General features: G+C 43.2%; 25 protein-coding genes. All 25 read right to left on the bottom strand.

The genetic code is table 11. The annotated features are described in order from the left end of the window. Positions 1–3: 3 nt before the first annotated feature. Entirely contained in the window at positions 4–2,097 is a 2,094-nt protein-coding gene (locus tag NQ117_RS17310) for a chemotaxis protein CheA (protein WP_258279266.1), read from the bottom strand. Between the two features lie 41 nt (positions 2,098–2,138). After that, complete coding sequence (locus NQ117_RS17305; RefSeq protein ID WP_258279265.1) at positions 2,139–3,539, bottom strand: protein-glutamate methylesterase/protein-glutamine glutaminase; 1,401 nt, start codon at positions 3,537–3,539, stop codon at positions 2,139–2,141. 93 nt (positions 3,540–3,632) lie between these two features. Further along, on the bottom strand, positions 3,633–4,535 hold the full coding sequence (locus NQ117_RS17300; RefSeq protein WP_375163095.1) for a MinD/ParA family protein: 903 nt from the start codon (positions 4,533–4,535) through the stop codon (positions 3,633–3,635). Between the two features lie 2 nt (positions 4,536–4,537). Next, complete coding sequence (flhF, locus tag NQ117_RS17295; RefSeq protein ID WP_258279263.1) at positions 4,538–5,845, bottom strand: flagellar biosynthesis GTPase FlhF; 1,308 nt, start codon at positions 5,843–5,845, stop codon at positions 4,538–4,540. Beyond that, entirely contained in the window at positions 5,842–7,875 is a 2,034-nt protein-coding gene (gene flhA, locus NQ117_RS17290) for a flagellar biosynthesis protein FlhA (protein WP_258279262.1), read from the bottom strand. The genes flhF and flhA overlap by 4 nt, the downstream gene beginning before the upstream one ends. A gap of 26 nt (positions 7,876–7,901) precedes the next feature. Next, positions 7,902–8,996 carry a flagellar biosynthesis protein FlhB gene (gene flhB, locus NQ117_RS17285; RefSeq protein ID WP_258279441.1) on the bottom strand — a complete coding sequence of 365 codons (1,095 nt, stop codon included), beginning with the start codon at positions 8,994–8,996 and terminating at the stop codon, positions 7,902–7,904. Positions 8,997–9,004: 8 nt separating this feature from the next. Next, on the bottom strand, positions 9,005–9,799 hold the full coding sequence (fliR, locus tag NQ117_RS17280; protein ID WP_258279261.1) for a flagellar biosynthetic protein FliR: 795 nt from the start codon (positions 9,797–9,799) through the stop codon (positions 9,005–9,007). An 11-nt stretch (positions 9,800–9,810) separates the two neighbouring features. Beyond that, the gene (gene fliQ / locus NQ117_RS17275) at positions 9,811–10,080 is read right to left on the bottom strand and encodes a flagellar biosynthesis protein FliQ (RefSeq protein WP_258279260.1); all 270 of its coding nucleotides are present in this window, start codon (positions 10,078–10,080) and stop codon (positions 9,811–9,813) included. A gap of 71 nt (positions 10,081–10,151) precedes the next feature. Then, a complete protein-coding gene (gene fliP / locus NQ117_RS17270) occupies positions 10,152–10,907 on the bottom strand; it encodes a flagellar type III secretion system pore protein FliP (RefSeq protein WP_258279259.1) in 756 nt (251 codons plus the stop codon). Between the two features lie 8 nt (positions 10,908–10,915). Continuing rightward, complete coding sequence (locus NQ117_RS17265) at positions 10,916–11,458, bottom strand: flagellar biosynthetic protein FliO (RefSeq protein WP_258279258.1); 543 nt, start codon at positions 11,456–11,458, stop codon at positions 10,916–10,918. Positions 11,459–11,462: 4 nt separating this feature from the next. Next, complete coding sequence (locus NQ117_RS17260) at positions 11,463–11,825, bottom strand: response regulator (protein ID WP_028595567.1); 363 nt, start codon at positions 11,823–11,825, stop codon at positions 11,463–11,465. A gap of 29 nt (positions 11,826–11,854) precedes the next feature. After that, the gene (gene fliY, locus NQ117_RS17255) at positions 11,855–13,129 is read right to left on the bottom strand and encodes a flagellar motor switch phosphatase FliY (RefSeq protein ID WP_258279257.1); all 1,275 of its coding nucleotides are present in this window, start codon (positions 13,127–13,129) and stop codon (positions 11,855–11,857) included. Next, on the bottom strand, positions 13,119–14,117 hold the full coding sequence (gene fliM / locus NQ117_RS17250; protein WP_258279256.1) for a flagellar motor switch protein FliM: 999 nt from the start codon (positions 14,115–14,117) through the stop codon (positions 13,119–13,121). The genes fliY and fliM overlap by 11 nt, the downstream gene beginning before the upstream one ends. A 61-nt stretch (positions 14,118–14,178) precedes the next feature. After that, the gene (locus NQ117_RS17245; RefSeq protein WP_258279255.1) at positions 14,179–14,634 is read right to left on the bottom strand and encodes a flagellar basal body-associated FliL family protein; all 456 of its coding nucleotides are present in this window, start codon (positions 14,632–14,634) and stop codon (positions 14,179–14,181) included. Beyond that, entirely contained in the window at positions 14,631–14,855 is a 225-nt protein-coding gene (locus NQ117_RS17240; protein ID WP_258279254.1) for a flagellar FlbD family protein, read from the bottom strand. Before NQ117_RS17240 ends, NQ117_RS17245 begins: the two co-directional genes overlap by 4 nt. A gap of 90 nt (positions 14,856–14,945) precedes the next feature. Then, positions 14,946–15,764, bottom strand: coding sequence for a flagellar basal body rod protein FlgG (flgG, locus tag NQ117_RS17235; RefSeq protein ID WP_258279253.1), 819 nt, complete (start codon positions 15,762–15,764; stop codon positions 14,946–14,948). Positions 15,765–15,853: 89 nt separating this feature from the next. Continuing rightward, entirely contained in the window at positions 15,854–16,246 is a 393-nt protein-coding gene (locus NQ117_RS17230) for a TIGR02530 family flagellar biosynthesis protein (RefSeq protein WP_258279252.1), read from the bottom strand. Next, entirely contained in the window at positions 16,243–16,764 is a 522-nt protein-coding gene (locus NQ117_RS17225) for a flagellar hook capping FlgD N-terminal domain-containing protein (protein ID WP_258279251.1), read from the bottom strand. The genes NQ117_RS17230 and NQ117_RS17225 overlap by 4 nt, the downstream gene beginning before the upstream one ends. A 42-nt stretch (positions 16,765–16,806) precedes the next feature. Beyond that, positions 16,807–18,129 (bottom strand): flagellar hook-length control protein FliK, encoded by a 1,323-nt coding sequence (locus NQ117_RS17220; RefSeq protein WP_258279250.1) that lies wholly within the window; start codon positions 18,127–18,129, stop codon positions 16,807–16,809. Between the two features lie 72 nt (positions 18,130–18,201). Then, complete coding sequence (locus NQ117_RS17215) at positions 18,202–19,125, bottom strand: MotE family protein (protein ID WP_258279249.1); 924 nt, start codon at positions 19,123–19,125, stop codon at positions 18,202–18,204. 51 nt (positions 19,126–19,176) lie between these two features. After that, positions 19,177–19,623 (bottom strand): flagellar export protein FliJ, encoded by a 447-nt coding sequence (gene fliJ, locus NQ117_RS17210; protein ID WP_258279248.1) that lies wholly within the window; start codon positions 19,621–19,623, stop codon positions 19,177–19,179. 3 nt (positions 19,624–19,626) lie between these two features. Next, the gene (fliI, locus tag NQ117_RS17205) at positions 19,627–20,964 is read right to left on the bottom strand and encodes a flagellar protein export ATPase FliI (RefSeq protein WP_258279247.1); all 1,338 of its coding nucleotides are present in this window, start codon (positions 20,962–20,964) and stop codon (positions 19,627–19,629) included. Next, positions 20,954–21,805, bottom strand: a complete 852-nt coding sequence (locus NQ117_RS17200; RefSeq protein ID WP_258279246.1) for a FliH/SctL family protein — start codon at positions 21,803–21,805, stop codon at positions 20,954–20,956. Before NQ117_RS17200 ends, fliI begins: the two co-directional genes overlap by 11 nt. Continuing rightward, positions 21,798–22,811, bottom strand: a complete 1,014-nt coding sequence (fliG, locus tag NQ117_RS17195) for a flagellar motor switch protein FliG (RefSeq protein WP_258279245.1) — start codon at positions 22,809–22,811, stop codon at positions 21,798–21,800. The genes NQ117_RS17200 and fliG overlap by 8 nt, the downstream gene beginning before the upstream one ends. Positions 22,812–22,818: 7 nt before the next feature. Continuing rightward, positions 22,819–24,411 carry a flagellar basal-body MS-ring/collar protein FliF gene (fliF, locus tag NQ117_RS17190; protein ID WP_258279244.1) on the bottom strand — a complete coding sequence of 531 codons (1,593 nt, stop codon included), beginning with the start codon at positions 24,409–24,411 and terminating at the stop codon, positions 22,819–22,821. Positions 24,412–24,437: the final 26 nt, after the last annotated feature.

The following is a 24,437-nucleotide window of genomic DNA, read 5'->3' as shown; positions in this document are numbered from 1 at the left end:
TGCTTATTTGAGTAGTGCGTTAGGATCTACGATAAGTGCCACTTGACCGTCTCCCAATATCGTTGCACCAGAAATGCCCTGCACAGATTTTAAATAGTTTCCAAGCGGTTTGAGTACAATCTCACTTTGTCCAATAAAGTCATCAACAGCAAGAGCTGCTACACTATCTCCTTTACGGATAATGATGATTTCCACTTCATCTTCCTCAAAATCAGAGTACCCCGTACAGCCAAACATAGAGCTTAGTGATAACAAAGGAATTACACCCTCGCGATAATCTATCATGCGCATTCCGCCATGCACGCGTCTGATCTCTTCTTTACGAACTAATCCTGTCTCAACAATAGAAGTTAGCGGGATCGCATACTTTTCATCACCGAGACGGAATAGCATCGCAGATAAGATAGACAACGTCAGTGGAAGTTGAACAATAAACGTTGTACCTTGACCCGGCTTGGATTGCACAACAACGTGTCCACCGAGCGAAGTGATCTTGGTTTTTACAACATCTAGTCCTACACCACGGCCTGAAATATCGGATACTTGCTCCGCTGTACTAAATCCAGATGCAAATAGAAACTGGTATACCTGTTCATCTGTCATGTTCGTTGCTTTATCTGCATCAATTAATCCGTTATTGATTGCTTTCTTCAGTACAGCTTCACGGTTTATACCTTTACCATCTTCTTGAATCTCAATAAACACGTGATTTCCGCTATGATAGGCGCGCAGATTCAAGGTACCTGTTTCTGGCTTTCCTGCTGCAACACGATCTTGTATGGATTCGATACCATGGTCGATTGCATTACGAAGCAAGTGAACGAGCGGATCTCCAATCTCATCAATGACTGTACGGTCTAGCTCCGTATCAGCTCCTGTAATGACGAAATCTACCTTTTTGTTCAATGAGCGTGCTAAGTCACGAATCATACGTGGGAAGCGATTAAATACAACATCAATCGGAACCATGCGCAGTTTCAATACGATACTTTGCAAGTCAGTGCTGATACGAGCAAGATGCTCTACTGTCTCTGTCAAATCCGTACGTTTAATATCTAACGCAAGATCTTCCAAGCGCGCTCGATCGATAAGCATCTCACTAAGCAAGTTCATCAACACATCTAAACGCTCTATATCCACACGAATCGTACGATTTTGTACAGCTTTATTCGAGCTGCTTCCTGACTGAACAGAACGACTAGCCTTCTGTTCATCGGTAGGCTTCTCAGCAGGGCTTTCTGCTACAGCATTACTTGCCGCTACTTCAGATAAGGCTGCTGTTGCTTCTTGCTTCGCTTGAGACTCCGCATCTTTCATATCATTCCAGTTCTTCACATCTTCAATCGTGAGTACCTGAATTTCAACCGATTCTACCTCGGAAATATCAGCAATGTCTTTCTTTACTTCCTCTAATCCAGATCCAGATACGAAGAAAATAGAGAACCCAGAGTCGAAATTCTCCTGTTCAATCTCATGAGCAGGAGGTGTAGTCTTCACAACTTCACCATGTCTACCCAGCGCTTGGAAAATCATATACGCACGAGCTGCTTTTAGCACACAAGATTGTTGCAGTGTAACTTTTATGTAAAAAACGTGCATACCCGCTTCTAGTGACTGTTCTAGAATGGAACGTTGAAACTCATCAATTCGATCTTCGGCATGCTCGTCTTCATTATTGCTAGTTTCAACAGCTGCCCCTGTTTGCTCTTTTTTGTAATCCCCGCTAACAATCGACTTGAGCGAAGCTACAATGGAAGAGACGTCGGACTTACCTGTTCCTCCATTTGCAATATCGGCAACCATCGTTTCTAACGCATCTAAACTTTTGAATAAGGTATCAAATATAATTTCATCCATCTTTAACTGATGATTTCGAACGAGGTCCAATACATTCTCCATCTCATGCGTTAATGATGCTAAGTCTTCATATCCCATCGTAGCGGACATACCTTTAAGCGTATGAGCCGAACGGAAAATAACTTGTACAATCCCTACATCATCCGGAGAGTTTTCAAGCTCCAGCATATGTTCGTTAAGTGCTTGCAAATGGTCGTTCGCTTCATCCAAGAACATGGACAAATATTGATTCAAATCCATGTTTGAACACCCCTTTCCTCGTTTCCATAGCGAATTAATCGCTATTTCATCGCTTTTACGAGTTTCCTTGCCATATCTTGTATAGGAACCACGTGAGTCACACAATTCATTTCAATTGCAGAACGCGGCATTCCATATACAACACAACTTTGCTCGCTTTCAGCAAACGTCGATCTTACACCATTCTGGTACAACGTATTCATCGACTTAGCGCCGTCACTTCCCATCCCTGTTAGCAGGACGATATGTCGTTCAAATCCGTCGAATGGATGCAGAGATTCAAACAACACATCAACGGAAGGACGATGCCCTGAGCGAGGCGCAGTTACGCTTAACTCAATGACATGAGTGCCATCCGGTCGAGCAACAACGGTCATATGTTGTCCACCTGGTGCCAAATACGCCCAACCCGACTGCAGTACATCTCCTTGTTCAGCTTCTTTCACATGCAGTTCAGAGTAAGTATTGAGTCGCTGAGCCAAAGAATGCGTAAAATTAGGTGGCATATGTTGGACAATCAATACAGGAGCTGGCAAGTCTCCTGGCAGATTTGACAACAATTCCTTAAGAGCTCTTGGTCCCCCGGTTGATGTCCCTACGGCAACAATTTGACTGTAATTCGTGTTGTTAGACATCCGCTTAGACATGTTGAAACGGGAACTTTGATGTTCAGAAGGTGCTCGGTGCTGATCCACCGCATAGCGCTTCTTATCAGGCAATTTTTGAATTGGAACAGCTTCATCCAATTGTTTGTTAACAGATGATGTTTGCTTGCTTCGAACAGAAGATTCATCCTTAGAAGGAAGCTGTACGTCTTTTTTCTGTTTGTTAACAAGTTCACTTGAAGTATTTGGACGCAATCTTTTGTTGTCCAGACGCTCAGACAATGTCTTGCCCACGACTTCTTCCGATCGTGTTGTTTTTGATAAACGAACGTCTTGTCCAGTGGATGGCAAAGTGCTTTTCTTATCCGAACGCTGTTGTTCGGAAATGTGCTTCTCTTCGACCATGTTGTTTAATTGCTTGCGTCTAACATCTGATACGATTGCCGCATGAAGCTTTTCGCGCAGCATTATACCTACTTTGTGAATATCTTGCTGTCCTCCTGATGGGCTTGGCTTGCATACGAAGTCAAATGCACCATACTCTAAGGCTGCCAATGTTTCTTGACGCCCTTCCTCCGTTAAGCCTGACAGCATAATCGTCGGTGTTGGACATTCAGACATAATCTGCCTTAGCGCATCAATTCCATTTCGAATTGGCATTTCGACATCCATCGTCACAGCATCAGGATTCAACTGCTTAACTTGCTCTACAGCCTCCACACCGTTGCTAGCTGTTCCAACTACAACAAAAGCGGAATCTTCTAAGATAAGATCGGAAATGATTTTTCGCATAAATGGCGAATCGTCCACGACAAGAATTTTCTTCGTTGCCATCATTCCCACTCTCCTCCGTCATGGTATGATTGAGCGAACCTTTATGTAAATCAAGGTCGTTCTATCATTATCTTAATATGTATCGAGTCATTTCGACTACTTAAAACTTGTAAATCTCTTTAACCAGCTACTTACTTTTTGTTTCACATTACTGTCTTGCTGCTGTTGGCTGTTATTCATATAAGCCTTGGCAAGCTGCCTAATCTGCTGTGATGCTAGACAATCTTGAAATAGCACACTGTACGGGATTTGCTTCTTTACAGCTTTCATGACATGAACATCATCGAAAATGTAACCGAGAACAGTGATATCTAGCGACAAAAATCGACGAGCAACCGTTAAAATGCGATCTGCTGTCTGTCTTCCTTCTGCCCAATCCGACGCACGATTTACAATTAGTCGGAATGAGGTATGTTCTGCCTTACGATGTACCACTTTAATAAGCGCGTAAGCATCCGCAATCGCAGTAGGCTCTGGAGTTGTTACAACAAACGTCTCATCCGCTGCTGCGATGAATCTCAAACTTTCTTTGCTTAATCCTGCACCCGTATCGAACAAAATAACATCGTAGCGCTCACTCCAGCTTTCCAACTCTGCTAGGAAAGACTCTAAGCTGTTATCAGGCAAATTGAACAGTTCATGAAGGCCAGAACCACCAGAAATGTAATGCATCCCTTTTGGACCAATTTGCACAATGTCTTCAAGGCTTTTCGTACCGTTAATGACATGAAATAAGTTGGCAGAAGCGGGATTTCCTATAAGCACATCAATATTGGCCATTCCGATGTCTGCATCGAACAATAATGTTCGGTAGCCAGCTTCTTGCAAAGCTATTGCAAAATTCAAAGAAAAGTTAGATTTTCCAACTCCGCCTTTTCCACTTGTAACTGCGATCACTCTTGCTTGCCGATGTGATACGGATGCTCTCTCTTCTCGCTCAGCAGATAGTTGAGAGGCGCGAGCCACTAAATGTCGAAGAGCTTGAGCTTGATCTTTCATCATTAGAGCTCTCCTAACAATTGCTCTGCTGCTTCATTAGGCGAGAAAGCTCGAATATCATCAGGAACATTTTGTCCATACGTTATATAGCTAAATGGTACTTTCGTACGCATCGCTACATTAATATAGGCACCGTAAGTAACTGTCTCATCAGCCTTTGTAAAGATGATGCGGTCAAGCTTATTAGCTTGGAATTGCTTTATGATTGCCATCATGTCATCTGATTTCGATGTCAGGCTAAGAACGAGAACAGACTCAGAACCTTCCAACGGCTTCAATAATGAACGCATCTCATTAACAAACATATCGTTCCGATAATTGCGTCCAGCAGTGTCCATCAATACTAGATTACAATCTTCTAATGATAGTAAAGCACGCTGCAAATCGTTTGGAGATGTAACAACTTCTAATGGTGCATTTAATATCGAAGCATATGTTCTTAATTGCTCGACTGCTGCGATTCGATACGTATCCGATGTAACAAACCCAACCTTACGGTTATGATGGAACATTTGATCAGCAGCTAACTTCGCAATCGTCGTTGTCTTACCTACCCCAGTAGGGCCTACGAAATAAATAATTCGTGTATTTGGGGCAATTCCTTCTATAACGTTTTGCATGAACAGCTCCGACAGTATGGAGCTCGCTTCACGCTTCAGCGTTGCTGCATCCGGTTCATTCACTCCAAGCTGGATGCATCTTTCCATCGATTGCTTCGCCAAGTCATAAGCGTATTCTGAGAAAACCCCTTGTTCGAGTAAATGCTTTTCTAACTGTCTTACTGTATCAGGCCAACGTTCATGCTCTGTGTGACGAAGCATAGACTTGACCATTGCTTTCATTTCCTTCAGCTCGTACTGTAGCGAAGCTTCAGACGCTTCATTAGTAACAGCAGGAGTGGAAGGTGTTAAAACTACAGAAGTTGCTGCTACCTCCGGCTGAACAATGCGATCCGAAGTTGTGAAAGAAGTGCTCTTCACTTCTTTCACTGGAAGTTCATATTGTCGAACAGGTTTCTGTTGGATACGTTCTGATGGAAAAGAAGTCGCCTGATTCCGACCCGCATAGGCATTGCGAGCTACCGAAGATGGTACGGAAGGCCTTGCTGATGCCATCTCCTTTGCAGGCACCGAAGCAGGCTGATCATCAACAGCTGCTGTTACCTCGATTTTCTGTTTAGCAAAGAATCCAAGGAATCCTCCGCTTTTTATTTCTTTCGTGCTGACGATGACTGCGTCCTTCCCCAATTCTTGACGAATTTGGCTCATTGCCTCGGGCATCGTTTCGACGATATACTTCTTTACCCTCATACGTTAACCACTCCGACACTTTGAATTTCGATGCTTGGCTCCAACTCGTTATACGACAACACCGGAATATCCTGCATCGTTCTCTCCATGAGCTGTCTGAGATACATACGAATGGATGGAGAAGCCAGTACAATTGGCTGGTGACCAGATTGCACAAGTCGGCCAACTTGCTCATTGAAACGTTGGTACAATTGTTGTGTTGTTCCGGGATCCATAGCAAGATAACTACCATTTTCGTTTTGCTGCACACTTTCAGAAATTTTTCGTTCAAGTGCTGGTCCAAGTGTTATAACATGAAGCGTTTCTCCAGGAACTGAATACTGCTGGGTAATTTGACGAGCCAGTGCCTGTCGTACATATTCAGTCAAAACATCGGCATCTTTCGTATAGTTACCATAGTCAGCCAGTGTTTCGAAAATAGTGACAAGATCACGGATCGATATTTTTTCACGCAGCAATTTAGCAAGCACCTTTTGAATGTCTCCGACACCAAGTACGTTAGGAATAAGTTCATCCACAATTGCAGGATATTGCTCTTTCACCGTTTCAATCAATGACTTCGTTTCTTGACGACCTATCAATTCATGTGCATGCTTCTTAACCATCTCGGTCAAGTGCGTCGCTACAACAGAAGGTGGATCGACAACTGTATAACCTGACATTTCAGCTCGTTCCTTCATCGTTTCATCCACCCATAATGCCGGAAGTCCAAACGCAGGTTCCACCGTGTCAATACCAGTAATCGTCTCATCATCATATCCTGGGCTCATCGCCAAGTAATGATTTAACAGCAACTCTCCGCGAGCAACAACATTACCTTTAATTTTTATTACATACTCATTTGGTTTAAGTTGAATATTGTCTCGAATACGAATGACAGGTACCACAAGTCCTAATTCCAAAGCACACTGTCTGCGTATCATAATGATACGATCCAGTAAGTCTCCCCCCTGCTGTGTATCAGCTAACGGGATTAGGCCATATCCAAATTCGAATTCAATGGGATCGACTTGAAGTAGATTAATGACGCTCTCTGGGCTGCGCACCTCTTCGATTTCCTGTTCCTCTTCGAGCTGTTCATTCTCAATTGCTTTACGATCTAGCATCTGCTGCATACGATAACCCGAATATGCTAGCAAGATAGCAAACGGCCATGTTGACATGAGCGGAATCGGTGTGAATGCTCCGAGCATAGCAATTGTACCTGCTACAATATACAACAATTTCGGATAAGCAAACATTTGAGCGCTTAGCTCATCTGCTAAGTTCCCTTTGGATGCAGATCTTGTAACGATAAGACCTGCTGCCGTTGAAATAAGAAGAGCTGGGATTTGGCTGACTAAGCCGTCACCGATAGATAAAGTGGAGAATTTCTCGGCTGCTTCGGAGAAGCTCATCCCCATCGAAGCCATACCGATTATAAATCCGCCCACGAGATTAATAATGAGAATGACGATACCTGCGATCGCATCTCCTTTTACGAATTTACTGGCACCATCCATCGCACCATAAAAATCGGCTTCACGTTCAATTTTCTGACGCCGCTCTTTCGCCTGCTGCTCGTTAATCAGTCCTGCATTGAGATCGGCATCGATTGCCATCTGCTTACCAGGCATCGCATCGAGGGTAAAGCGAGCAGCAACCTCAGCTACGCGCTCAGAACCTTTTGTGATAACAATGAACTGAACTACGACCAGAATGAGGAACACAATAAGTCCAACAGCTACTTGACCTTGTGTAATCCACTGACCAAATGTTTGTACGACTTCACCGGCATGTCCCGTGCCAAGGATTTGCTTGGTAGTGGAAATGTTCAATGCCAGGCGAAACAACGTCGTAATCAAGAGCAACGCGGGGAATATAGAGAATTCTAATGCTTCCCTCGTATTCATAGCTATGAGCAGAATCATGAGCGCTATCGAAATGTTAATGACAAGTAAAATGTCCAATAATAGCGTTGGTATAGGGAGAACCATCATCAGCACGATGCCAATAACACCCAGTAAGACGATTAAGTCTCTCGCTTTCACGAATTGTTACCTCCATCCATGCCTGCTCATTTAGATGTACCTTTGAGCTTATATACATAGGCTAATACTTCTGCGACCGCTTGGAACAAGTCTGCTGGAACGGCATCACCAATTTCGGCACGTTCGTGCAAAGCACGTGCCAACGGCCTGTTCTCGATCATAGCAACACCATGTTCTTTGGCAATATCTTTAATGCGAAGAGCGACATAATCTTGACCCTTTGCAATAACCTGAGGAGCTTCCATTGAACCTCCCTCGTACTTAAGCGCAATCGCAAAGTGCGTAGGGTTTGTAATAACAACATCCGCATTCGGCACTTCCTGCATCATTCGCATAAGTGCCATACGACGCTGGCGCTCTTTGATCTTGCCTTTAATTTGCGGGTCGCCTTCCATCTTTTTGAACTCATCCTTGATATCCTGCTTGGACATTCGGATGCTTTTCTCGAATTCAAATCGCTGATACATATAATCGAAAATAGATAGTATGCACAGGGCGATCCCAATCTGTATTCCTAAATCGACCGTCAATTTTGCTGTATATGTCAACATATTCTCTACAGGCATATGATTGAGCTCTAAAATACGATCTCGCTCTCCCCATAAAGACATATAAACAATAACTCCGATAACAACCAATTTAATAATAGATTTAAGAAACTCCACTAATGCTCGTATCGCGAAAATATTTTTGAATCCTTTAATAGGATCAATTTTACTGAACTGCATTTTAAGAGGCTCACCTGTTAATAAGAAGCCAATCTGCATGTAGTTGATTAACAATCCTATTACAACAACGACGAGAAATATTGGCGCCATTACAATAAGGAACTGAATAAATAAATGCTTAAAGTAATCTACAACATTCGCGACGCTTAACTCCATATTCAGTCGATGTTGAAACGTGTCTGCAAATAAAGCGACAATCCGCTCATGCATGAACCCGCCTAACATTAGTAGACAGAAAAAGGTCGCCAATAATATGACGGAACCAGACAAGTCCATACTTTTGGCTACTTGTCCTTTTTCACGTGATTCTTGACGTTTCTTCGGTGTTGCCTTCTCCGTTTTCTCTTGCGAGAATAGCTGGAGGTCCAGCTTGAGTGAATAACGATGTGTTATCGTGTCCACTACGAAGCTCCCCCCTTAGCGAATAATCGTAGTAAATCGTCCAACGATTGGAACATTTTACTGAATAAATGCTCCATCACGTATACCATACTTGGCATCGTAAGCAGCAGTACGACAAGACCTAAAATAATTTTTAGAGGTATGCCGATGACGAAAATATTAAACTGCGGTGCTGTTTTCGCAAGAAAGCCGAGGGCCACATCCGCGAGAAACATCGAAACAATCAACGGTGCTGCAATTTGTAAAGCGATAATAAATGCCTGTACAAAAGTAGTAACTACGAAATTCATAATGTTCCCATTTTGAATTTGGCCAAAAAAAGAGTTGCTATCGATAGGGAGCCACTGATAACTTTTCATAATGGCATCTATTAGATAGTGATGACCATTCATTCCTAAGAACAATAAAATCATAAATATGTACTTGAAGTTACCAGTGACAGGAGAACTCATTCCCGTTAATGGATCAACGACATTCGCAATACCGAATCCAATCTGCATATCCACAAAAGACCCAGTAATTTGAACGATTGTAAAAAACAACTGTGCAACGAATCCGATCAGCAAACCTATCATAATTTCGCGAATAATGTAGGTAACATATATTCCGTCCATTGGCACTGATATTCCTAAACCGAATAACAGATAGGCGGTTAAGCTTATACTAAAAGCTAGTCCGACTTTAAAATGATTCGGCACACCTCGCGAAGAAAAGACAGGCGCGGCGACAAAGAAAGCGGTAATTCGACACAGTATGAGCAAAAAAACAGGGAACGCCTGAGCTAACATGTCCATGGTTCCACAGCCTAACCAATATATTGATGCAAATTATTTAAAATAGAATACGTAAAATCAACCATTGTTGTTAATAGCCAAGGCCCGAAGATGAGGATAATAATAAATACAGCAACAATCTTTGGTACAAATGCAAGAGTTTGCTCTTGAATTTGTGTTGTCGCTTGAAAAATACTAATAATTAATCCTACGACGAGCGCTACAATGAGCATCGGAGCGCTGACCTTTAGTACAGCCAGCACCGATTGCCCCGCTAGACCGATTATAAACTCTGCACTCATGATACTCTCCCTTTCATTTTCTTATTTCATACATTCGTCCTATACTTCGCTTGTTAATACGTGACAAATTGTCACGTATTAAAGCTAATAAGTAACGACTTCACAACTAAGTGCCAGCCATCAACAAGTATGAACAACAGTATTTTGAAAGGTAAAGATATCATTACTGGCGGCAACATCATCATTCCCATCGCCATCAATGTACTAGCCACAATCATATCAATGACAAGGAATGGAATAAATATCATGAAGCCCATTTGAAATGCGGTCTTTAATTCACTGATTGCATAAGCTGGTACGAGTACGGTAAGCGGAATGTCTTGATATGTCTTCGGCTTCTCCGTTTTCGTATATTTCATAAATAAGAGCAAGTCCTTCTCACGCGTCTGCTTGTACATGAATTTCTTCATCGGTTCAGCAGCTTTGGTCAAGGCTTGATTCTGGTTCAATTCGCCCTTCATGTACGGCTGAAGAGCAGCTTGGTTTATTTCACCAAGTGTAGGAGACATCACAAACAAAGTCATAAATAGAGCCAGTCCGATTAGCACTTGGTTCGGAGGCATCTGCTGGGTACCAAGAGATGTTCTCACGAAGCCTAGCACGATGACGATTCGTGTGAACGAAGTCATCAGAATTAAAATGGCAGGAGCCAAGCTTAGTATCGTAATCAGCAGAACGAGGGACAATGAGGTCATGCCTGGTTGTCCTTCTCCGCCTCCAACCTTGATATCAATATCCGGCAATATAGGAGCCGCGGAGCCCACGGAAGCTGATAGAGCGAACAATGCTGCTGCTGCCATCAAAGCCAACATGTATTTCTTTTTCATGGGTCCATCTACCGATCTTCATTGGTTTCGTCTTGCAACAATCGTTTCATACGAGCATCCCGGTCAGGAAGCTGCTCCAGTTTCGATTGAAACATCTCATGAAAAGTGGTGGTCGTCGACTCATTCTCTTGGTTCAATGCATTTGAATGAGAAGCCGATGTGTTGCCACGTCGTTTATTCCACCACTCCACAAGTGTAGGAGGCAAACTTATACCTGACGGTGCATGTTGTTGTTGGAAGGAAGCAAGCCAAACTGCTACTTGCTCCTCATCGCTGATCTTGTCAATAACGGTGATGTCTTCCCCAACGCCAAGCACATAAATGACGCCTCCAACTTCTACGATTTGCAACGATTTGTTCTGTCCCAAACCCGTTCCACCTAGTGTGCGAATGTTCTGATTCATCTGCCACATACGGCTTTTTCGACTAAGTATTTTGATAAATAGAACGATAAGTACAATGATCAATCCTAATGACATCAGTACAGTCAATACACTAGACGTATGAGTTCCGAAATCGGGTGTAACAGGTGGTTGCGCTTGTAGAAACATAGGTTTAGCTTAACGTTTTCTTAATAGCTTCAATTACACGGTCTGCTTGGAACGGTTTCACGATGAAATCTTTAGCTCCAGCTTGAATTGCATCGATAACCATAGCTTGTTGTCCCATAGCAGAACACATAATAACTTTTGCACTTGGATCCATCTTGCGGATTTCTTTAAGTGCTGTAATACCGTCCATCTCTGGCATCGTAATGTCCATAGTGATGAGATCTGGCTTATGCTCTTTATATTTTTCAATCGCTTGAGCACCGTCTGCGGCTTCTCCTACGACATCATAACCATTCTTGGTTAAAATATCTCTAATCATCATTCTCATAAAAGCAGCATCGTCCACGATTAAAATACGGTTAGCCATCGTTGGGTTTCCTCCCTAACTTATCTTTATTATTGAAGTTTCTGAATGCGGTCCCATTGATTAATAATATCTGTTACCCGCACACCAAAGTTCTCGTCGATTACTACGACTTCCCCTTTGGCAATTAGTTTGTTGTTGACCAAAATGTCAACGGGCTCCCCTGCCAACTTGTCCAGTTCAATAATCGAACCTTGAGAGAGCTCTAAAATATCTTTGATTTGTTTGTGTGTCCTACCTAATTCTACTGTGACTCGCAATGGGATGTCCAACAATAAATTCAAGTTGGAATCATCACCCATTTGATAAGGTGTTGCTTGCAGATTCGCGAATTGCACAGGCTGAACATTTACTTGACGATTCGGAGCCATTCCAAACGATCCCGGTGCTCCATATGGGTTACCTTGTGGGACTTGTCCCATAGGCATATTCATTGGCTGCTGCATATGCATGTGCTGGTTAGGAGCTGTTGGATAAGGCGTTTGCTCCATAGCATATCCTGCTCCATTTGGATGCATTGGTGGCGTCGCCGCAGTCCCCATACCAAAATCCGCCGAAGGTGCAGGCGTGGAATAGTTTTGTGCTTGTTGAGTCGGTTGCTCCTCCACCTGTGTTACATCCATCTCAGATGTATTCAATAAACGCGCTACCATTTCTTTTGCAAATGGAATCGTTAATATTTGCATAATGGTGGAATCAATCAAGTCACCGATCATGAGTCGGAACGACACTTTAATCAGCATATTTTCTGGAGGCAAAATGTCAATTCCCTCTCCGCTTTCAGCATTCAAAATGCCTATTCCTGGCGGAGAAATATTCACAAGTCGGTTAAAAATAGTTGACATTGATGTAGCAGATGAACCCATCATTTGATTCATCGCTTCTTGCACAGCGCTAATATGAATTTCATTCAATTCATCGGCGACATTTTTCCCATCTCCGCCAAGCATGAGATCAGCAATTACCTGTGCATCGGAGGTCTTAATGACGAGCGAATTAATACCTTCGAATCCATCCACATAATGTACATGTACAGCTACATGCGGCCTAGGAAATTCCTGTTCCAAATTCTCTTTCTCTATCAGCTTCAGGCGAGGAGTTGTAATATCAACTTTACGACCAAGCAGGGTTGATAGGGCAGTGGCAGCACTGCCGAACGTGATGTTTCCAATTTCACCTAGTGCGTCAATTTCTAATTCCGTTAAAAAATCATTAACTACAGGATCCGGGTTTGCTGACGACTGGTCATCACTCTTGTTCAATAGAGCGTCGATTTCTTCTTGTGACAAATATTCTTTACTCGTCATCCTCTTCCACTTCCCCCTCTATTACATCAACGATTTGAACCGCTAAACGGTCCTTTACGTTTCCTGGTGTAGCGATATATTTCAGGCGCTCCCCAACGAACACTCCCAGCCCTTCATTCACTTTCTTCTGAAGTGGTAGGACATCACCTATAGTCAGCTGCATCAGCTCATGAACCGTTATTTGAGACTGCCCTAGTTCAGTAACAATTGGCAGCTCAGCTTTCGTAACACGCTGACGAAGCTTTTCGACTTCGACGGGCTCGCTCATCTTTTTCTCAGATACGAACCAGTGATGGACAGATAATTTCGGCATAATCGGTTCAATGACTACATGTGGAATACATAGATTGATCATACCTGTCGTATCACCGATTTTGGTGCTTAGAGAAATCAATGCGATCGTTTCATTAGGCGAAACAATCTGCATAAACTGTGGATTTGTCTCCAAGCTTTCCAAGCGCGGACGAATATCCAATACAGTCTTCCATGCCTCATGAAGACTATCAAAAGCTCGACTGAACACCCGCTCCAAAACTGTAGTCTCGATCTCAGTCAAACCTTGAATTTTACTTGGAGCGATACCAGCGCCGCCTAATAGGCGATCCAACATCGCCAAAGCGACATTCGGGTTCACTTCAAGCACCATTCTTCCTTTGAGAGGCTCGGCATCAAAAATGTTCAAAATTGTCATTTTTGGAATGGAGCGAATAAACTCATCATACGGAAGCTGTTCAACCTGTACGACATTTATTTGAACAAATGTGCGCAGCTGTGCTGAAAAATACGTCGTTAAATATCTTGCAAAATTTTCGTGGATACGTGTTAACGTCCTTATGTGATCTTTTGAAAAACGAACGGCCCGCTTGAAATCGTAAGAACGGATCTTGCGTTGCGTTTCTTCCTTTTTAAGTTCTTCCGCATCCATTTCACCGGAAGATAGTGCCGCTAGAAGAGCGTCGATCTCATTCTGCGATAAAACGTCAACCAATCGTTTCACCCCCTTACAGGAATCAGCCGCATCAATCTATCATTGATGCTTGATGCTAGTGCTAGATACGTTGCATGATGAAATTCGTAATGTCTACTTGAATTACTTTTCCTTCAGGAATCTTCTTATTAATTAGATCCAGCAACTTAGCAGACAACTGGTCTTTACCCTTGGTGCCTTCTAAATCCTCTGGCTTCGTATCAGCTAATGTTTTCAATACTTCTGGCTTAATAATAAGCTCTTTAATCTTCTCAAACTCTTCTTTTGTCTTCTTTGAATCTAACTGGAAAGCGAAGTCGATTGCTACTACTGTATCTCGGCCAGCAAGGTTCGTCTTAATATCTTTCAGTTCGGATGTCATTTCAACAATTTCATCTGCTGATAACCTTACTACCGCTGATGTTTCACTATTTCCTTCTGAATTCCCACTCATAGAGTTGATGACCATTATTATTACAAGTGCTACCAACGTAATCGCTAGAAGCATTGTAATCATCCATGGTAACATTCGTTTCATGACTGTCCCTCCGTTGACTGCAGCTTGATCGTGCCGGCAATTGCACCGACTGATTGAACATACTCAGAGATAAGACGAATGACTTCAGGAGCTTTTTCTAAGACAATAATTTTTTTGCCGCTAAAAAGGGTTATGTACGTATCCGGCGTTTCTTCAACTGATTCGATATGTAAGGCATTAATCCACACCGTCGAACCGTTTAGCTTGGTTACTTTAATCATGCCCGATTCCCTCCTCCTCGCCTCTGTTTGCTCGGTCGCCCATGATGGGCGACCGAGATAAAGCTTACATTAATATTGAACAATCAATGATTAACGTTTGAGGTTAACTACTTCTTGAAGTACTTCATCAGAAGTCGTAATGATACGTGAGTTGGCTTGGAAACCACGCTGAGCAACGATCATTTCTGTGAACTCTTCTGTTAAATCTACGTTTGACATTTCCAGCTGACCGGAAATAATTGCGCCTGTTCCTGCAGCAAGATCACCAGCAGCTACGATCTCAATTTCACCATCGATTGCCGCATTCGGTGTTACACGATACAGATTGCCGCCTAGCTTTTCCAGACCTTCAGGGTTAACCACTTTAACCATACCGATTTGCACATCAAGCGCCTCAGTTGTTCCGTCTTCCATTTTCGCTATGATTTGACCCGTTTGAGAGATTGTAAAATTAGTTACATCCTCTGGGATTTGAATGATTCCACCATCCATACTGGATACGAGGAGTCCGTCAGCAGTAACCAATTGACGCTCTGCATCCATATGGAAATCACCCGCACGCGTTAGGAAAGGCGCTTCTTGATCTTCATTCAATTTAACAGCGAAAAATCCATCACCATCAATACGAAGATCTAGCGGACGGTTTGTTGTCATTGCACTACCGCCTGTGTGTACCGTGTCGATCGCAGCTATAGACACACCAAGACCTACTTGCATCGCGTTTACGCCGCCTCGACCGTCGCCTGGAGCAGTAACACCAGACATCGTTTGACTCATAATATCTTTAAACATAACGCGACCTTTTTTGAAACCAGCTGTATTTACATTGGAAATATTGTTACCAATGACATCGAGTTTCGTTTGGAAGCCACGCATACCCGATACTCCTGAATACATAGAACGAATCATCGTTTATCCTCCTTAATTGAACTTGCATTTGTGTCCACATCAGTCGGTCAGCGGACAAAAGGCCCCCAAATGGTCCGGCCAAACATGATTTAAATAAATACGGTACTATCAATCGCGGTAAATACATGACCTTGTTTGTAAGGATCCGCTAAAGCTGTAATTACCGTTCGAGAAGGTACATTAACAATATAAGCCGCATTATCAGCAAGGAGCAGGGATTGTCTTGATCCTTTGGCCTCTACTTCAACTATGGCTTTGTTCAACTTGTCCATCAACTCAGGCGTTAATTTCAACCCACGCTCTTTCATACGCTGCTCTGCATGATGACTAAAGCGAAGCTCTCCCGTGCGTGAAATTTCGCGGTCCAACATTTGTTGAAACGTAGCATTCCCTTGTAAGGAAGCTGCCTTTGTCGGCACTTTAGCTGTTTGATGTATTGAAGGTGATTGTCCAATCACCCCAATCGGGATATTCATTCTCATGCACTCACATCCGTTTCCTTATCGGAATTGGATGGTGATGGACTACTAGCACTTCCATCACTCGCATTTCGAATCTCCGAAATAACCGTCATATCAACTTCTTCTGCTCCTACCTTCGCATAGGTCAAGCCATTGCGAACGATGATAGAATCGACAACTCCAGATTTCAGTGTCGTTTCACCTGGTTGGCCATCTGTGCCCATTTCCCCTCCAGATGTCCAAGAAATCTGCTTGCCGATTAGGTTAGAAGACATGCCGAACGATTGCTGCAACGTGTTCAACTGTTGATTGATAGATGTTAACTGCTCTACCGACGTGAACTGTGCCATTTGCGCAATAAATTCTTTATCTTGCAGCGGCTGCGTCGGGTCTTGATTCTGCAATTGCGTCATCAATATTTTCAAAAAATCATCTTTGCCCAATTGATTGCCGTCATAGGGCTTAGCAAGCTTCAAATTATCTTGATGATAGTTAGGCCACATTAAATGATTGTTTACACCTGCATTGACACTCGTCATTTGTACACCTCCTTACCGCTTGTAGGTCCCGAAAAGAAATTCTTAGGCACTAGCTTCAAAGGAAGAACCAGCTAGGCTGGAAGATGCACGATGCACTTGGTCTTCCGACTCTAATCCTTCGACATTATTCGCATCCAACTTCACGCTATCCGCCTTAGAAGAAGAACGGTTAGAAGAGTGCTGCTCTTTACTCGAATGAGATTGACGATCGCCTTGGAACATCGAAGATGCCATTGCGGAAGCTTCAGTAGTTGAATGCTGACTTACTTCTAGTTTGTCTACCTGGATACCAGAAGCTTGCAGCGCACCACGTAGAGAAGCAAGTTGTTGGTCGATCATATCCTTTGCCCCAGCATGTTCGGTAAAGAACTGAGCTATCAATTGACCATTCTGCATCGTAATCTTAATATCTACTTGTCCCAAATGCTCAGGATACAGTCGAATCTTTGCTTCCGAAGTACCGTTAAAGTGACGAATAGACATTTGCTTGATCAACATCTCGCCCATGTTATGAGCAAATTGCTGAATTGGCACTTGCGGAATCGGTTTAGCTGAAGTCATCCCTTCTGCTCGAAGAGCAAACTGGCTAACTGTCATATGTTGAGTCGGCGCTTCCGTTCCATCATTGCTCATTGCTGTCGCCATCATTTCACCACTCTTGCCAATACTTTGCTCTTGGTGAGCTGTAGCAGTAAGCGATTGGCGCAATGTCTCGGCCCCAACCGTGTTCGTATCCGTTACTTGAGCCAGCACATTCGCGATAGCTGTCTGATTCGGGTTCGATTGCTGATGCTTCATTAGCACTTCACCAAGTTGTTTCAGATGCTGCAGCATATCGTCTACCTTTACAGCAGCCATTTCACCAGCTGCTTGGTTCGTCATCACACGCGCGTATTGTGCAAATTGTTGGAACTGATCAAGTGCAACAATACTTACCGTTTGCGGCTGGCTCATCAACGCTTGAATCGCTGCTTGCTGTTCAGCAGATAATGAATTGCCATCCTGTTGTGTTAACAAATTTTGAGCTTGTACAATCCATTGCTGTAATGCATCCAGCAGGCTTGGATCCTGTTCGATCTGTTGCTCCGCTCCTTTAAGGGCGCTCTCTAATTGAACAAGTAATTGTTCGATTAGAGCTAGTTGCTCGTCACCTTCTATTAGAGAAGCATCCGCTAGTAATGGCAAAGGATAAGCAAGCCCTGTTTGAGAAGCAGCAGTCGAAGAACCATTCATCAGCTGCGCAAGTGAGCTGCTAAATGCTGCTCCATCAACTGGTGTCACACCACTAGTAGAAGTAGTGTTATTTCCAGCCACAGAGGAAGCTGCGCTTGTTGCAGAAACGCTTGATACGTTCATTGTCATCATTTTTCACCTCCTTTCTTTAAGACTCCCAAGCTCATCTTGCCACTTAACATTTATCTACAAATCAACTTATTTCTACTGATTAGGAAGCAGCTTAGCAACAAGCTTAGCTGTCGCTTCTTTATCGATCTTAGTCATAGCGTCTAACAGTTTAGAGCGTACGTTATCATCCACCGTATTCAATACTGCCAACGCCTTAGTCGGACTTACCTTCGCTGTTTCTAGCAGCACTTCAGCACCACTTTGTGGAGTCATGCTGGCAAATGTTTTAGATAATGCTGCTTTATCAAGGCCCGTGTGGGACTTTTCTTGCACTTGCTGTTTCTTCAATCTTGCTTGCAGAGCTGCAATCTGCTGATTTTCAGAAGACTTGCTTTCCTTAAGCATCATACTTACTTCAGCAGCTGTTTTAGGTTTCATTTTCTCTAAAATTTTTACACGCTGCTCTTCTTTCATCTCATTCATAATGAGACTTACCTCTTCAGGCGCCCAATTTTCCATAATTGGAGCTGCTTTGCTAGGCATCATTTTTCCATACATGGAAGCAAGTTCTTTAATTTGCTTTGTATAACCATCTTGATCTGTGCTTTCTTTCTCTTGCTTAAACGTTTCAACTTGTTGTTTTAAGTCTTTAACTTCCGATTCAAGTGCTTGGCGTTTATCAGCCAAAACTCTCAAATCCTTATCCTTGGAAGCGAGCAACTCCTTCAAATCAGCAATTTGCTCTTCTGCTGAGGGATCTGATGGAGAGGAACCTTTCTCTTCATCCTGACTTTTGTCTGATCCTTCAGCTGCTTCCTTCTTATCCGATTCAGGTAGAAGCTTATTAATAACAGGTATGTCTTCTGCCCAACTTAAAATATTGTTGCGCCAATCTACATTGAACAGCGTCAGCAATACACCTAGTAAAATAACCGTAAATACGATCGGTGTAATGATAAACAAAAAGCGTTCAAACCCTGAATAAGACGTCTTTTCTTCATACATCTCTTGCGCCATAGTTATCCCTCCTGCTTGTGCGGCGGGTATAGATGTTATGTAATCTTTACACTAACGAGAAGCCATAAAATATCGTACTGTAGCCATTTCGTCGAGTTCATTTTGCTCTATCAACGAAACTTGAAGCTTAAATTGCTGTTCTGCTTTTTCACGAGCTTTCACCCATAACTTTTCATCGGACATGCATTGGTGCAAGGCACTTTGTTTCGTGGATACGACGCCTTCCGCTTGCTTGACACGTTGAAACTGAACGATTAGCTTCTCATCCAAATATAGAATGTGATGCTGCCACATTTGAAGCTCATGAACAGGTGCACATGCGTTTACCAGTTCCTGCAAAGTAATAGTCGCATCATGACGTTCTTGCTTAACACGAGACAATGAATCTTCTTCTGCTTGAAGCTCACCAATTGCTTGCGACAACATCCATTCCGCCTGCTTTTTCGTGTTTGTCTTTAGATCGAGTACCTTTTGAAAAGGATACTGGAAACCTTTCACCTATTACTCACTCCTTGTGAATTGCATCTTCAATCGTTCAATCGTTTCCTCATAATCAGGGTGCTCGTGTATACGCTGTTTCGTAAAATCATTTATGGCTTCAATGGAAGCAATGGCTTCGTCAATAGTTGGGTTCGAACCATGTTGATACGCCCCGATATTAATCAAATCTTCCGACTCGCGATATACGGCCAACAGACGTTTTAGCTGCTCAGCTGCCAGTTGATGTTCCTCGCTCACGATATCTTTCATAACTCGACTTATGCTTGCAAGTACATCAATAGCCGGGAAATGTCCTTTATGAGCAATATTTCGATTCAGTACAATATGCCCATCTAATATGCCTCGTACAGCATCGGCTATTGGTTCGTTCATATCATCCCCATCGACGAGAACGGTATAAAAGGCAGTAATGGAACCATGGGTTCCTGTACCGCTTCGTTCCAACAGTTTCGGCAAATTAGCAAAGACAGACGGAGTGTAGCCTCGCGTCGCTGGCGGCTCACCAATTGCAAGTCCAACTTCACGCATAGCCATCGCATATCGAGTCACCGAATCCATCATCAGCATGACATTCATGCCTCTGTCTCGGAAATACTCCGCAATCGTCGTAGCAATGACTGCACCTTTAATCCGTACTAGTGCCGGTTGATCTGAGGTAGCAACTATAACCACTGATCGTGCGAGACCCTCAGGACCAAGATCACGTTCAATGAATTCCAACACTTCTCGTCCACGTTCACCAATTAAGGCAATGACGTTTACATCTGCTGCTGTATTACGAGCGATCATACCTAGAAGCGTACTTTTCCCGACGCCTGATCCAGCAAATATACCGACACGCTGACCGTTACCAATTGTCAGCAACCCATCAATCGCTCTTACACCTACACCAATAGGTTCTTCAACCCGCATTCGCTTCAATGGATTAGCCGGGCTATTAGAAGTAGAATATGGCTTCATTCTGGTTGGTAAGTACGAGCCATCCAAAGGTTCTCCTAGCCCATTAAGCACTTTGCCAAGCAGCTCAGAACCAACTTGTACCGTTAATGGCTTACCCGTACCTACAACATCACAGCCAGGACCAATATCGTCTAGTTCCCCTAATGGCATCAAAAGAACTTTATTATCACGGAAACCTACAACTTCGGCCTTTAAAGGGTTTCTGCCTTTGCTCGGATAGATATAGCACACCTCTCCGATGCTTGCATCTGGCCCCTCCGATTCCACAGTCAGACCAATTACCTGAGTAACTTTTCCGTTAACACGTACAGAATCAACATGTTCTAATCGTTCCTTATACTTCTCAACATTCCAACGATAATGGGTATTAGATGTCATTATCGCTTCTCTCCTCTTGTTGATGCGCAACTTGCAAGAGTGCTTTCTTTATCTCAGCTAGCTGCGTATCAATTCTCGCATCGATGCTACCAAGTGCTGAACGGATCACACAGCCGTGATCTTTAACCGTAGCATCTGGTATAATTTGCAGTTCTGCTTGCGAATCTATCGATAGACTCAGTTCTTCTCTCGCTGCATGAAGCATGTTGAAATGCTCTGCAGAGACACATAATGTAATTGTTCCAGATTCTCGCTTACGCAATAATTGCGTACGAATCATATCGACAATGCGCTCTGGCTCAATAGCAACTTGTTCATTCATTATTTTCTCTGCGATGATACAACTGAGTGATACAACGAACGGCTCGGCTTCTTGAATGATCTGTTCCTTGAGCTGATAAGCTTGCTCAAGAATTGCTGCTGACTCTGAAACCTTGCTGGAATATACTTCTTCTACAGCAACTTCAGCCCGTTCGTAACCCTCAGCATACCCTGTTGATTGTGCTTCTGTTCGGATCTCATCACGTAAAACATCATCTTCACTGCGACGTTCGTTCCACCATGTTGCGATCTGCGCTTGAGCTTGTTCTATTAATTGTTCCGCCTCAGCGGTCGCATGACGTACTTGATCCTCTGCCAACGTTTGCGCATCATCCAGTATCGTGCGGCGCAAGTAAGCCAACTGCTCATCCTGCGCCAACAATCGCTCTGCATTCCATTCTTCTTCTGTTTTGGCAGCTGCAGCTTCTTCTTGCTGCAGCTGCTGGTGCTTGCGCACTGCTTCAAGCAGGCGGAGCTGTTCAACAGGTACATAGTGAGAAGGTTTGATCACATTAGACAATGATATCGTCTCCTCCGCCACGTGCGATAATGATCTCCCCAGACTCTTCTAGACGGCGAATAATTGCCACGATTCGAGTCTGAGCTTCCTCAACGTCACGCAGTCGCACTGGGCCCATAAACTCCATTTCTTCTCTGAATGTATCCGCCATTCGCTTCGACATGTTGCGGAATACAGCATTTCGCACATCTTCGCTTGCCACTTTAAGAGCAAGCTGTAGATCACTGTTATCGAGATCACGGATAATACGTTGAATCGAACGATTGTCGATATTGACGATATCTTCGAATACAAACATCCGCTTCTTAATTTCTTCGGCAAGTTCAGGATCTTGAATTTCAAGCGAATCCAAGATGGTACGTTCTGTACCACGGTCTACACCGTTCAAGATGTTTACAATTGATTCGATGCCGCCTGCACTTGTGTAATCCTGTGTAACGGTCGCTGACAACTTCTGTTCCAACACAGACTCTACCTGACTGATTACTTCAGGTGTAGTGCTATCCATCAAGGCAATACGACGTGCTACTTCTGCCTGCTTCTCTGGAGCTAACGAGGACAGAATCTGAGAAGATTGCTCGGTTTGCAAATAAGACAATACCAATGCAATCGTTTGAGCACTTTCATTTTGAATAAAGTTCAAAATTTGAAGTGCATCTGCCTTCCGAGCGAAGTCAAATGGTCTCACCTGCAAAGTTGCTGTCAAGCGATTAATAATATCGATAGCTTTAGAGGAGCCCAATGCTTTCTCCAAAATCTCTTTCGCATAATTAATACCGCCTTGAGAAATGTACTCTTGAGCTAAGCAGATTTGATGAAACTCACTTAAAACCTGCTCCTTCTCAGGTGTATCTACTTTGCGTACATTCGCAATTTCTAATGTCAATTGCTCAATCTCTTCATCGCGTAAATGCTTAAAAATTTGTGCTGACACTTCCGGCCCTAATGATATGAGCAGAATTGCTGCTTTTTGTCTGCCTGTCAAACTAACTGAACCTCTAGCCATTATCTGCTCACCTCGAATCATCTAGTAGCCAAGTTCGTAGCAAGTTCACAAACTCTTCTGGCTTTTTCTTTGCTAGAGCTTCCAACTGCTTACGCACTTGGTGCTCACTTGTAACATGTTCCAAATCGATCGAAGGAAGCTCGATATTTGTCGGAATAAATTGCACATCATCGAGTTCATATTCCTCTTCTTGACGTTTTCGCTTGCGCATTACAGCAAATGCAATTCCGCCACCAACAAGCAATAATAAGAGGACTCCAGCCCCATACCATACCCATGTCGGGATTCCAGACTCAGTTGTTACCGCTACATTAGTCTCATTTTGCGTAAGTACAGAAACTTTTGGGCCTAACATCTCGTCTGTAATAGTAATGTTATTTTTTGCTGCTGTTGTCTGCAGTTGCGCAGCAACGATAGACTTAAGAACTTTTTCAATTGCTAGTCGTTGTTCATCACTAAGTTGTGATTCAACAGCTGCATGAATGGTTAAATCTGTTACAGCATATGGGCTAGATTGTATCGCTTTCTTGATCCGCGTTACTTCATAGTTTACGGTACGCTGTGACTTTTCGGATTGCGTTTGACCGCTGTTAGTGTCGCCTGGGTAATTGGGAACTTCACCATCGCCAACACCTGCAACTCCACCTTCACCAGCGCCGCTGCCATTAAATGATTCTTGCAGCTCTTCGACGCTAATCTCGATACCTTTCATGTTCTCTTCGTCAACGGGCTTAACTTCATTGTGCTCTTCGGTCTGAATATCGAAGTTTAAATTAGAAGAGATCAAAACATTAACTTTGTCAGGACCTACGAAACTGGATAAGAACATGCGAACCTTTTCACTTAGTTCACGTTCATATCTACGTTGTACAGCCAACTGATCATCAACGGTCCCAAGGAATGAACCATTTACACCATTACTCGAGCTTGATGCATGCAATGGGCTGTTCCCTGTCATCATGCTTATATTGTCGATCTCTAAGTTAGGTACAGCAGTACTTACTAGATTGAAGTATCCGTCTATCACTTTTTGATCTGGCACATAGCCTGGTTTGAATTGCAAAACAATTGATGCAGAAGCTTGCGGCTTTTCTGCTTCCATAAATACGGTTTCTTGCGGCAAATTAATTAATACTTGCGCACTTTGGATGCCTTCCATTTGTCCTAGCAAACGCTCAACTTCACCATTAAGAGCGTCTTTGTAACGAACATCGAACACGTTATCGGTCATCCCGCCCATCATTCCGTCTGGAGCGAAGGAGTCAAAACCGAGAGAACCATTCTGTACGATACCTTGTGCGCCAACATCAACCTTTGCTTTTGCTGCCATAGCCGCTGGAACTGAGATAGAGGCTCCATCAGCACTTAGTTGATATGGGATGCTGTTCGTGTTTAAATACTCGATAATTCCTGCAGCGTCACTAGCATTCAAATCTTTAAAAGCTAGTGAATATTCTGTCTTGGATAACTGATATGTAACGATTCCAATAGCTAAAAGTAAAATGATAAATGTTGATCCTAGAAGCAGCTTCTGCTTCTTACTGTACTGATTCCAGTACTGGGTAACTCGCTCCCGATACTGGCCAATTTTTTCATTCACACCTCGTCACCCCACCAATACTGTGT

The organism is Paenibacillus sp. SC116 (genome assembly GCF_024733555.1).
GTDB lineage: Bacteria > Bacillota > Bacilli > Paenibacillales > Paenibacillaceae > Paenibacillus_B.
Note: the sequence above shows the minus strand (reverse complement) of the source record. Positions and strands in the feature narration are given on the sequence as shown.